This is a genomic window from Pseudomonas sp. PKS, assembly GCF_051913525.1.
GTDB lineage: Bacteria > Pseudomonadota > Gammaproteobacteria > Pseudomonadales > Pseudomonadaceae > Aquipseudomonas > Aquipseudomonas guariconensis_D.
The window spans coordinates 234643-246432 of sequence record NZ_JBEGDO010000007.1 but is presented as its reverse complement, the minus strand read 5'-3'; the positions used below and the strand labels follow the sequence as shown (position 1 = coordinate 246432).

Genomic DNA, 11790 nt, shown 5'->3' with positions numbered 1-11790 from the left:
TTTCTCCCCCCCCCCGCGATTGCGTTCAACCTGCCTGAATCAGTGCGAAGCGACTATCTGCTTGTCCGATGCACGCCAGATCAGGCGGGTGGTGTCATAGCCTTGCTGACGCGCCTTGGCCAGCAGGCTTTCGCGCTCCACCGCCGGAAGAGTCTGGGTCCGCGAGAGCAGCCACAGGTATTTGCGGTCCGGGCTGCCGACAATCGCCGTGCGGTAGCGCTCGTCCACATACAACACCCAGTACTCGCCTCTGGCCACGCCCGGCACCAGGTTCGTGAACCAATTGTTGAACTCTACCCACAGCCGGTCGTTGTGCCCCGGCTCCTGCGGCCAGGCCGAACCTTCGGCGCGCAGCCACTCGCCATCGAACATGCGGCAGCGGTTGAGTACACCCATCGTGCCATCGGGCCGCAGGTTGTAGTGAGCTTCGGACTGGGCACAGTCACGCTGGAACGTCATCGGCAAACGTGCCAGCTCGAACCACTTGCCTTCATAGCGTTTGAGGTCGATGTTTCCGGCAGTCTTCGGCACCAGTGGATCGGTCGCGGAGGTGGCGCAGCCACCCAAGACGATCACCGCGCAGAACGCCAACAGCAGGTGCAAACGCTTCATTTGAGACCCTGCCCGGAATAGATAAGGACTTTGTCGGCCGCATACTGCACGCTGATGAAGCTCTTTTCGTCACCCCAGGTGCAGCTGCTCATGCCCAGCGCGCCCGAACACTCGGCCGGCGTGCCGAGCAGTTGCTCCACTTCAGCCTTGCTCATGCCCGTCTTGAGCTTGGAATAGTTTTCCTGGTTGATCTTGCTGCAAGCGGTCAGGACGACGCACAAGGACAACAGGGCGAGGGAACGCAACGACATGAAGGGACACTCCTGGAGATGAAGGCACAGGCATGGTGGCCTGCAGACAGCTTAGAAGACAAAAAGCCGCCTCGGTTCCCTGCTCCCCTGGTTTTCACCCTACGCCATTGGTCGGCTGGTGTGCGGCGTGAGACGCTGATCACAGCGCGGAAACGATTGCGGGGCAGTTCACGTCCACGACAAGCGTGGGAGCGAAACTGCCCCGCAATCGATTCAAATGCTCAGAAGCGCGAACCCGGCTCCAGCAGAAAGTCCATTTCTTCGCTGGTGCTCGGCCGGCCCAGCACCAGGTTGCGGTGCGGGAAGCGACCGAAGCGAGCGATCACCCGTTGGTGCTGCTCGGCATAATCGAGGAAACCTTCGAACAACCGGGCATTGGCCTCAGGCTGTTCGTCGAGCAGCATCTGGTAGCGCTCGACACACAGGTTTTGCCAGTCCAGCACCTCGGCATGCTCCAGCACCAGCAGCACGAACACGCGCTGAATCGGCAGCAACTGGTAGTCCCAGCCCTTCTGCAGGCCCTGCATGGCGACCACTTGGGCACGACGGTCGCCATCGAAGGCGCGCGGCGTGTCACGGTAGATCATGCGCGGCAGCTGATCGAGCAGCAGGAGCAGGCCAAGCCAGCCCTGGGGGCTCTGCTGCCACTCGTCCAGGCCACCGGCCAGGGCATGCTCGACCAGCTCGCCGAAGTACTCGCGGGCCTCATCGTCATGGTGCTTGCCGAACCACAGCGAGCTCTTCTCGTCAGCCACGGCCTGGGGGCTGCTACCCCATCCGAACCACCATTCCAGTAACGGCTGCCAAGGTGCGAGCATGACTTACTCCTTGTGGTAGGCGGTGACGCGCTCGACCTCTTCCTTCGAGCCGAGAATCACCGACACACGCTGGTGCAGGCTCTCTGGCTGGATGTCGAGGATGCGATCGTAACCGTTGGTGGACGCGCCGCCAGCCTGCTCGATGATGAACGACATCGGGTTGGCCTCGTACATCAGGCGCAGCTTGCCCGGCTTGCTCGGCTCGCGGGCATCGCGTGGGTACATGAACAGGCCGCCACGGGTCAGGATGCGGTGCACATCGGCCACCATCGAGGCGATCCAGCGCATGTTGTAGTTTTTCTTCAGCGGACCGGTCTCACCGGCCAGCAGCTCGCCCACGTAGCGCTGGACCGGGGCTTCCCAGTGACGCTGGTTGGACATGTTGATGGCGAACTCGGCGGTGGCTTCCGGTACGCGGATGTTTTCGTGGGTCAGGACGAAGCTGCCCAGTTCGCGATCCAGGGTGAAGCCCTTGACGCCATTGCCCAGGGTCAGGATCAGCATGGTCTGCGGGCCATAGATGGCATAACCGGCGGCGACCTGCTGGGTGCCGGGCTGCAGGAAGGCTTTTTCGTTGAGGGTTTCGTTCTGGCTCAGGTATTCGTTAGGGCAACGCAGTACCGAGAAGATGGTGCCGACCGAAACGTTGACGTCGATGTTCGACGAACCGTCCAGCGGGTCGAAGACCAGCAGGTAGGCGCCTTTAGGGTACTTGCCCGGGATCTGGTAGGCGTTGTCCATTTCCTCGGAGGCCATGCCGGCCAGGTGGCCGCCCCATTCGTTGGCTTCGAGCAGGATGTCGTTGGAGATGACGTCCAGCTTCTTCTGCACTTCGCCCTGCACGTTTTCGGTGCCCATGCTGCCCAGGACACCACCCAGGGCGCCCTTGGAAACGTGGTGGCTGATTTCCTTGCACGCACGCGCCACCACTTCGATCAGGAAGCGCAGATCGGCAGGGGTATTGTTGCTGCGGGTCTGCTCAATCAGATAGCGACTCAGGGTAACGCGGGACATGTATGGCTCCGAAATGGAAAGGGGGAGAAAAACCCCCGCAGTTTACAGGGAGAGTTGCGGGCTAGCGAGCGATGAGACTCGCCACGGCTCTCAGACGGCACAATAGGTGGGTAGTTCAGCCCTCGCCAGGCCGGTGGTCGGCGTTAGGGTCCATTCGCGGATGAGCCGGCTCCCACAGGACGGCATAGCCCTCCAAGCCTTCGACGATCCTGTGGGGTTTACCCGCGAATGGCGTCACCTCAGTCCAATGCCTTCCAGATCTCGCTGGCATATTCGCGAATGGTCCGGTCCGAAGAGAACCAGCCCATGCGCGCCGTGTTGAGCACCGCCATGCGCCACCAGTCCTGCGGCGCATGCCACAGCGCCTCGACCCGCCGCTGGGCGTCCCAGTACGCATCGAAATCGGCGCACACCAGGAAGCGGTCGTAGGCCACCAGCGTGTCCACAAGCCCGGTGTAGCGCGCCGGATCATCCGGCGAGAACACCCCGCTGCGGATTGCCTGCAGCACATCGGCCAGGCGGCTGGACGCCGCGACCGCAGCGCCGGCGCCAAAGTCACCGGAGCGCCGCCGCTCCTCCACCTGCTGGGCGGTCAGGCCGAAAATGAACATATTCTCGCCCCCCACCTGCTCGCACATCTCCACGTTGGCGCCGTCGAGTGTGCCGATGGTCAGCGCGCCGTTGAGGGCGAACTTCATGTTGCTGGTGCCGGAGGCCTCATAGCCAGCCGTGGAAATCTGCTCGGAAAGATCGGCCGCCGGAATGATGCTCTCGGCAAGGCTCACGTTGTAGTTGGGCAGGAACACCACCTTGAGCAGGCCACGCACGGTCGGGTCGTTGTTGACCACCCGGGCGATGTCGTTGGCCAGCTTGATGATCAGCTTGGCCTGGTGATAGCTGGCCGCGGCCTTGCCCGCGAAGATCTTCACCCGCGGCACCCAGTCGGTCCCGGGCTCGGCGCGCATGGCCTGGTACAGGGCCACGGTGTGCAGCAGGTTGAGCAATTGGCGCTTGTACTCGTGGATGCGCTTGACCTGCACGTCGAACAGCGCCTGCGGGTCGACCGTGACCCCGACCCGGTCCTGGATGATGCTGGCCAGCGCCCGCTTGCTGTGCAGGCGCTGGGCAGCGAACTGCTTGCGGAAGCTCGCCTTCTCGGCAAACGGCACCAACGCCTTGAGCCTGCGCTCCGGGTCGTCCAGCACCTCGGCGCCCAGCGCCTCGACCAGCATCGCGGTGAGCTGCGGGTTGGCCTGGTACAGCCAGCGGCGGAAGGTGATGCCGTTGGTCTTGTTGTTGATCCGTTGCGGGTAGAGCTTGTGCAGCTCGGCGAACACCGTACTGCGCATCAGCCGGCTGTGCAGGGCCGACACCCCGTTGACGCTGTGCGAACCGAGGAAGGCCAGGTTGCCCATGCGCACTCGACGGCCGTTGTCCTCTTCGATCAGCGACACCGCCCGCAGCACGTCGAAGTCGTGCAGGCCTTTGGCCCGCAGGGCATCGATGTGGTAGGCGTTGATCAGGTAGATGATCTGCATGTGCCGCGGCAGCATGCGCTCCATCAGCGCCACCGGCCAGGTTTCCAGGGCTTCGGGCAGCAGCGTGTGGTTGGTGTAGGCCAGGGTGTTGACGGTCAGTTCCCAGGCGGTGTCCCAAGGGATCTCGTGCTGGTCCACCAACAGGCGCATCAGCTCGGCCACGGCTATGGACGGGTGCGTGTCGTTGAGCTGGATGGCCGCCGCATCCGGCAGGTTGAGGAGGTTGTCATGCATGTTCAAGTGGCGGCGCAACAGATCCTGCAGGGAGGCCGACACGAAGAAGTACTCCTGGCGCAGGCGCAGTTCCTGGCCCGCCTCGGTGCTGTCAGCCGGGTAAAGCACCCGCGAGATACTCTCGGCCCGTGCCACCTCGGCCACCGCGCCCAAATGGTCACCGGCATTGAAGCGCTCCAAGTGCAGCTCTTCGAGTGCCCGGGCGCGCCACAAGCGCAGCGTGTTGACGCTGGCCCCGCGCCAGCCGACCACCGGCGTGTCGTACGCCACCGCCCGCACCGTCTCGCCCGGCCACCAGACCTGGCGCGGCTGGCCGTGGATGTCCTGCACCGTCTCGACGCTGCCGCCGAAGCTGATCGGGTAGATCACCTCGGCCCGCTCGAACTCCCAAGGGTTGCCGAAATCCAGCCAGTTCTCGGTCTGCTCCTGCTGCCAACCATCGACCATGGCCTGGCGGAACAGACCATGTTCGTAGCGGATGCCGTAACCATGGGCGGCAATCCCCAAGGTCGACATGCTCTCCATGAAGCATGCCGCCAGCCGCCCCAGGCCGCCATTGCCCAGCGCGGCATCCGGCTCGAGCAGGCGGATTCGTTCGAGGTCTACGTCCAGGCCTTCGAGGGCCTCACGGGCGATGTCCAGCAGCCCGAGGTTGCTCAGGCTGTCGTAGAGCAGCCGGCCGATGAGAAATTCCAGCGAGAGGTAATAGACCCGCTTCTGGCTGCGTCGATACGCCTGGCGGGTGTGGTCCATCCAATGATCGACCATGTGGTCGCGGGCAGCCAGGGCAATGGCTTCGAACCAATCGTGATCGAAGGCATGCTCCGGGTCCTTGCCGACCGCGTAGGTCAGCTTGGCCAATACAGCGGCGCGGAACTCAGCCACTTCTGCATCACGCGCTTTGGGTTCCTGGGACATGCGGCATCCTCGGGCAAGTTTGACGAAAGCACAGGTTGTTCAGCCTAGACGCTTCGACACAGAGCGACAGCGCGGGTTCGCGGTTTTCACATCCACTCGGCGATTCGGGCGAAAGGTTGTTCACAATTTGAACAACTCCGGTATCATCGCGCGCCCCAACTGTGATACGCCCACATAACGATGAAACCGACCCTGATCGCCGCCGCCGAAGTCGACCGCCTGGAAACCTGGCAACGCTATTCCAGCCACATGTGCGGGGGCTGCCACTCGACCTGCTGCACCTTGCCGGTGGAGGTCAAGATCAAGGACCTGATCCGCATCGGCGTGGTGGACGAGTTCGAAAAGGACGAACCCCCGAAGAACATCGCCAAGCGCCTGCAGAAGGACGGCATCATCGAGCGCTTTAACCAGAAGTCGGGAATCTTCACCCTGACCCGGATGAGCAACGATGACTGCCTGTACCTGGATCGCAAGAGCCGGCTATGCACCATCTATGACAAGCGCCCGGACACCTGCCGCAATCATCCGAAAATCGGGCCGCGCCCAGGGTATTGCGCTTACAAACCCAAGGCGACCACCCGTTGATCGTTTGCCTGTAACGACCTGTTCGCGGCTGAACCCGCCCCCACAGCGCTCATTGAAATTCTTGTGGGCGCGGGCTTGCCGACAGCGCGGGCCACGCAAGAACATCAGACAAACAAAAACGCCCCCGGCCTTTCGACCGGGGGCGTTTTCGTTCAGCTCAGGCTAGTACATCAAGCCTTGGCTTTCTTGGCAGCGCGGGTACGCTCGCCTTCGTCGAGGATCTTCTTGCGCAGACGGATCGACTTCGGCGTGACTTCGCACAGCTCGTCGTCCTGGATGAATTCCAGGGCCTGTTCGAGGGTGTGGCGAACCGGTGGAACCAGAGCGATGACTTCGTCTTTGCCCGAAGCACGCATGTTGTCGAGCTTCTTGCCTTTGGTCGGGTTCACGCCCAGGTCGTTGTCACGGCTGTTCAGGCCGATGATCTGACCGTTGTAGATGTCCTGGCCGTGCTCGATGAACAGCTTGCCGCGAGCCTGCAGGGTTTCCAGCGAGTAGGTCAGGGCCTTGCCGGTCTCGATCGAAACCAGAACACCGTTCAGACGACCCGACATGGTGCCTGGCTTCATGGTGTCGTAGCGATCGAAGATCGAGGTCAGGATGCCCGCACCGTTGGTCAGGGTCAGGAACTGGTTACGGAAACCGATCAGGCCACGGGCCGGAACGTTGTACTCCAGACGCACACGGCCTTTGCCATCCGGCGCCATGTTGGTCAGGTCGCCTTTACGCAGACCCATTTCTTCCATGACCTTGCCCTGGGACTCTTCAGGGATGTCGATGGTGACGTTTTCGAACGGCTCCTGCTTGACGCCGTTGACTTCGCGGATGATCACTTCAGGACGGCCCACGGCCATTTCGAAGCCTTCGCGACGCATGGTTTCGATCAGAACCGACAGGTGCAGCTCACCACGACCGGAAACCTTGAACTTGTCAGCCGAGTCGCCTTCTTCAACGCGCAGGGCAACGTTGTACAGCAGCTCTTTGTCCAGACGCTCTTTGATGTTACGGCTGGTGACGAACTTGCCTTCCTTGCCGCAGAACGGCGAGTCGTTGACCTGGAAGGTCATCGAAACGGTCGGCTCGTCGACGGTCAGCGGCTTCATCGCTTCGACGTGGTTCATGTCGCACAGGGTGTCGGAGATGAACAGCTCGTCGAAGCCGCTGATGCAGACGATATCGCCAGCGGTGGCTTCTTCGACGTCAACGCGGTGCAGGCCGTGGTGGCCCATCAGCTTGAGGATACGGCCGTTGCGCTTCTTGCCTTCGGTGTCGATGGCGACGACCGGGGTGTTCGGCTTGACGCGGCCACGGGCGATACGACCAACGCCGATTACGCCCAGGAAGCTGTTGTAGTCCAGTGCGGAGATCTGCATCTGGAACGGGCCGTCGACGTCGACGGTCGGTGCCGGCACGTGGTCGACGATGGCCTGGTACAGCGGGGTCATGTCTTCGGCCATGTCGGTGTGGTCGAGACCGGCAATGCCGTTCAGGGCCGAAGCGTAGACCACTTGGAAGTCCAACTGGTCGTCGGTGGCGCCCAGGTTGTCGAACAGGTCGAAGATCTGGTCCAGAACCCAGTCAGGACGCGCGCCCGGACGGTCGACTTTGTTGATCACGACGATCGGCTTCAGACCGGCTTCGAAGGCTTTCTTGGTCACGAAGCGGGTTTGCGGCATCGGGCCGTCCTGGGCGTCGACCAGCAGCAGCACGGAGTCGACCATCGACATCACGCGCTCGACCTCGCCACCGAAGTCGGCGTGGCCGGGGGTGTCGACGATGTTGATGCGGTAGTCGTTCCAGCGGATGGCGGTGTTCTTCGCCAGGATGGTAATGCCGCGCTCTTTTTCCTGGTCGTTGGAGTCCATAACGCGCTCGTCGTTGAGCTCGTTACGCTCCAGGGTGCCGGACTGGCGCAGGAGTTTGTCGACCAGGGTGGTTTTGCCATGGTCAACGTGGGCGATGATGGCGATGTTACGCAGATTTTCGATCACAACTGTATCTCGATCAGAGGATTCGGTTGCCGCCAGTGTAGGCGGCGAATATGTACGGTTTGAGGCTCAGCGGGCCCGATGGTCGGGAGGGCGATGGCGGATGCTGCCGCCATACAGCCCTGGCGTCTTATGCCGGACGATAAACACGCACATTGGCATGTCCCTCACTGAGCAGGTGGTGTGCGTGCAGACGGCTCATCACACCCTTGTCGCAATACAGCAAGTACTGGCGGTTGGCATCCAGGTGCTTGAACTTGCTGTTGATCGCGTAGAACGGCATGGCCTGGACTTCGACGCCGTCGATCACCAGGGGTTCGTCTTCCTGGGCATCGGGATGACGAATGTCGAGAACGATCTGGCCTGGCAAGGCCTCGGCCACCTCCTCGATCTCGATGTCCTTGCCCAGCTCGTCGATGACGTGGTCGATCGAGATGAACTTGGCGCGCTCCAGGGCACGCTCGAGCACCGCCATGTCGAACTGCTTCTCTTCGTGCTCCATGCGGTGGCGCTTGGCATGGGTGGTCGGGTTCACCGAGATCACGCCGCAATATTCAGGCATGTGCTTGGCGAACTCGGCAGTGCCGATCTGGTAAGCGGTGTCGATGATGTCCTGCTTGTGGCTGGCGAGCAGCGGGCGCAGCACCAGCTTGTCGGTAGCCGAGTCGATGATCGACAGGTTCGGCAGGGTCTGGCTGGAAACCTGGGAGATCGCCTCGCCGGTGACCAGTGCCTCGATTTCCAGGCGATCGGCCATGCGTGCGGCGGCGCGCAGCATCATGCGCTTGAGGGTCACGCCCATGTAGCTGTTGTCGACCTTGTTCAGGATCTCGCCGACCACTTCCTCGAACGGTACGCTGATGAACAGCACGCGCTGGCTGCTGCCAAACTTCTTCCACAGGTAGTGGGCGACTTCCATCACGCCCAGCTCGTGGGCACGGCCGCCAAGGTTGAAGAAGCAGAAGTGGGTCATCAGACCGCGGCGCATCATCTGGTAGGCCGCCACGGTGGAGTCGAAGCCACCGGACATCAGCACCAGGGTCTGCTCCAGGGCGCCCAGCGGGTAGCCGCCGATGCCCTGATGCTGGTTATGGATCACGTACAGGCGCTGATCACGGATCTCGATGCGGACCAGGACTTCCGGGGTCTTGAGGTCGATTCCGGTGGCGCCGCACTGCTGGCGCAGTTGGCTGCCGACATAACGGTCGACATCCATCGAGGTGAAGTCGTGGTGACCGCCGCGCTTGCAGCGCACGGCGAAGCGCTTGCCGGCCAGCAGGTGGCCGAAGTGGTGCTTGCACTTGGCGACGATGTCGTCGAAGTCGCCCAGCGGATACTCCTCCACCTGCAGGAAGTGGGTGATCCCGGGCGTGCAGGTCAGGCGTTCGATCATTTCGCGCTGGATCTTCTCGTCCTCGACGCGGGTGACCACCTCGAGATTGTCCCAGACGCCATCGACCGCGAGCTCAGGATCCAGATCCTTGAGCACGACGCGGATGTTCTTGCCGAGCTGGCGGATGAAACGCTTGCGCACCGGCCGGCTTTTGATGGTGATCTCTGGGAAGACTTTGACGATAAGTTTCATTGGTTTAACAGCGCGCACAGGGCCTGCCGAAAATGAGGGGCGCGAATTATAGCGGAAATTGCTCAAGCTTTGAGCAACTTTTGATCAGAAGCTTTTAGATAAATGCCGAAGGCGCGTTTTACGCTGCCTGTACCGCCCCATTCGCGGGTAAAGCCGCGGCCGCAAGGGTCAGCATAAGTTTCCAGCCGGTGTGCGCCCCTTGCAGGAGCGCTTTTTACTCGCGAACGAACCTCAAGGGAAACACACCTCCCAAAGAACGCACACATTTGGTGCGCACACTTGAAAACATGCCTCGCAAGAGTGCATTTCTCACTGTGCTGGGGCCCCCAATTGCCTGTAACCGCCCCCTTTTGTCCCGCCTTCGCCATTTTCGGGCACTGGCATGCAATTTGCTCCCTTGTGAGGCAGGCAAGCTTGGCCGACTATCCGCGCCCGGCGACACCCTTTTTCCAGGGCAGCGGCCCACCGCGCCCTAGACCATCCGGAGGACACTATGTCGAAGTCGGTTCAACTCATCAAAGATCATGACGTCAAGTGGATTGATCTGCGTTTCACGGACACCAAAGGCACTCAGCACCACGTGACCATGCCGGCGCGCGATGCGCTGGAAGACGACTTCTTCGAAGTCGGCAAGATGTTCGACGGTTCCTCCATCGCTGGCTGGAAAGGCATCGAAGCCTCCGACATGATCCTGATGCCGGTCGACGAAACCGCCGTACTGGACCCGTTCACCGAAGAGCCAACCCTGATCCTGACCTGCGACATCGTCGACCCGTCGAGCATGCAGGGCTACGATCGCGACCCACGTGCGATCGCCAAGCGCGCCGAAGAGTACCTCAAGAGCACCGGCATCGGTGACACCGTATTCGCCGGTCCAGAGCCTGAGTTCTTCATCTTCGACGAAGTGAAATTCAAGTCGGACATCTCCGGTTCGATGTTCAAGATCTTCTCCGAGCAAGGCTCGTGGATGACCGACGCTGACGTGGAAGGCGGCAACAAAGGCCACCGTCCAGGCGTCAAAGGCGGCTACTTCCCGGTTCCGCCGTTCGACCACGACCACGAAATCCGTACTGCCATGTGCAACGCACTGGAAGAAATGGGTCAGACCGTCGAAGTTCACCACCACGAAGTGGCGACTGCCGGCCAGAACGAAATCGGCGTCAAGTTCAACACCCTGGTGAAGAAGGCTGACGAAGTACAGGCCCTGAAGTATGTCGTGCACAACGTTGCCGACGCCTACGGCCGCACTGCCACCTTCATGCCGAAGCCACTGTACGGCGACAACGGCTCGGGCATGCACGTGCACATGTCGATCTGGAAAGACGGCAAGAACACCTTCGCCGGCGAAGGCTATGCCGGCCTGTCCGACACCGCCCTGTACTTCATCGGCGGCATCATCAAGCACGGCAAGGCCCTGAACGGCTTCACCAACCCGTCGACCAACTCCTACAAGCGTCTGGTCCCAGGTTTCGAAGCCCCGGTCATGCTGGCCTACTCGGCTCGCAACCGTTCCGCCTCGATCCGTATTCCTTACGTCGGCAGCCCTAAAGCCCGCCGTATCGAAGCGCGCTTCCCGGACCCATCGGCCAACCCGTACTTGGCCTTCGCAGCCCTGCTGATGGCTGGCCTGGACGGCATCCAGAACAAGATCCACCCAGGCGATGCTGCCGACAAGAACCTGTACGACCTGCCGCCTGAAGAGGCCAAGGACATCCCACAGGTTTGCGGCAGCCTGAAAGAAGCCCTGGAAGAGCTGGACAAAGGTCGTGCGTTCCTGACCAAGGGCGGCGTGTTCTCCGACGACTTCATCGATGCCTTCATCGAGCTGAAGAGCGAAGAAGAGATCAAGGTCCGTACCTTCGTGCACCCGCTGGAATACGAGCTGTACTACAGCTGCTGATCTGATCGGCGCCTCGCGCCGATGACATGATCAAAGACGGCCTCCCTCGGGAGGCCGTTTTCGTTTCTGCCCACGCAGAAACCTCCCTCACCACGCTATGCTCTATCTTGGTGCACGCCAGTGCGCCGAGCTTCAGCCTGCTCCCCAATCTGGTTCAAATGAAACGTTTCATCCAGAGTTTCTGATCCGAATGTGCGCAAATTCAGGCCTTTATCGGTAAATCCCGCTTCTTTTCAGAGCTTTGGTTTGTTTCTTGCATTTTGTAAAGGACGGAACCGCACCAGCGGCTCCATCCCGCGCCCGGCCCTTCCAAAACAGTGCCTGGCAAGCGCCAAAAGAGGTCGACG

Annotated in this window: 9 protein-coding genes; 2 read left to right on the top strand and 7 right to left on the bottom strand. The window is 61.5% G+C overall.

Features of this window, described 5'->3' with window-relative positions; all coding sequences use genetic code 11:
* Positions 1 to 39 precede the first annotated feature (39 nt).
* From ABOA88_RS10460 to ABOA88_RS10440, 5 genes are all read right to left on the bottom strand, one after another.
* Positions 40 to 612: a lipocalin family protein gene (locus ABOA88_RS10460; RefSeq protein ID WP_196170926.1), complete on the bottom strand. Its 573-nt coding sequence runs from the start codon at positions 610 to 612 to the stop codon at positions 40 to 42.
* A complete protein-coding gene (gene bamE / locus ABOA88_RS10455) occupies positions 609 to 863 on the bottom strand; it encodes an outer membrane protein assembly factor BamE domain-containing protein (protein WP_043212571.1) in 255 nt (84 codons plus the stop codon). The genes ABOA88_RS10460 and bamE overlap by 4 nt, the downstream gene beginning before the upstream one ends.
* A 221-nt stretch (positions 864 to 1084) precedes the next feature.
* Positions 1085 to 1681, bottom strand: coding sequence for a DUF924 family protein (locus ABOA88_RS10450; RefSeq protein ID WP_070571680.1), 597 nt, complete (start codon positions 1679 to 1681; stop codon positions 1085 to 1087).
* Positions 1682 to 1684: 3 nt separating this feature from the next.
* Positions 1685 to 2695, bottom strand: coding sequence for a class 1 fructose-bisphosphatase (locus ABOA88_RS10445; protein WP_196162462.1), 1011 nt, complete (start codon positions 2693 to 2695; stop codon positions 1685 to 1687).
* A 239-nt stretch (positions 2696 to 2934) separates the two neighbouring features.
* Positions 2935 to 5385: a glycogen/starch/alpha-glucan phosphorylase gene (locus ABOA88_RS10440; RefSeq protein WP_367851533.1), complete on the bottom strand. Its 2451-nt coding sequence runs from the start codon at positions 5383 to 5385 to the stop codon at positions 2935 to 2937.
* A 180-nt stretch (positions 5386 to 5565) separates the two neighbouring features.
* Here ABOA88_RS10440 and ABOA88_RS10435 point away from each other — a divergent pair, with 180 nt between their 5' ends.
* On the top strand, positions 5566 to 5970 hold the full coding sequence (locus ABOA88_RS10435; protein WP_196170928.1) for a YkgJ family cysteine cluster protein: 405 nt from the start codon (positions 5566 to 5568) through the stop codon (positions 5968 to 5970).
* Between the two features lie 170 nt (positions 5971 to 6140).
* Here ABOA88_RS10435 and typA read toward each other — a convergent pair whose 3' ends face one another.
* Together typA and thiI are read right to left on the bottom strand one after the other, a co-directional pair.
* On the bottom strand, positions 6141 to 7961 hold the full coding sequence (typA, locus tag ABOA88_RS10430) for a translational GTPase TypA (protein WP_196144028.1): 1821 nt from the start codon (positions 7959 to 7961) through the stop codon (positions 6141 to 6143).
* A 127-nt stretch (positions 7962 to 8088) separates the two neighbouring features.
* Positions 8089 to 9543 (bottom strand): tRNA uracil 4-sulfurtransferase ThiI, encoded by a 1455-nt coding sequence (thiI, locus tag ABOA88_RS10425; RefSeq protein ID WP_043212559.1) that lies wholly within the window; start codon positions 9541 to 9543, stop codon positions 8089 to 8091.
* Positions 9544 to 10036: 493 nt separating this feature from the next.
* Between thiI and glnA the strand changes: the two genes are divergently transcribed.
* A complete protein-coding gene (gene glnA / locus ABOA88_RS10420; RefSeq protein WP_043212556.1) occupies positions 10037 to 11443 on the top strand; it encodes a type I glutamate--ammonia ligase in 1407 nt (468 codons plus the stop codon).
* The last annotated feature ends 347 nt before the right edge of the window (positions 11444 to 11790 follow it).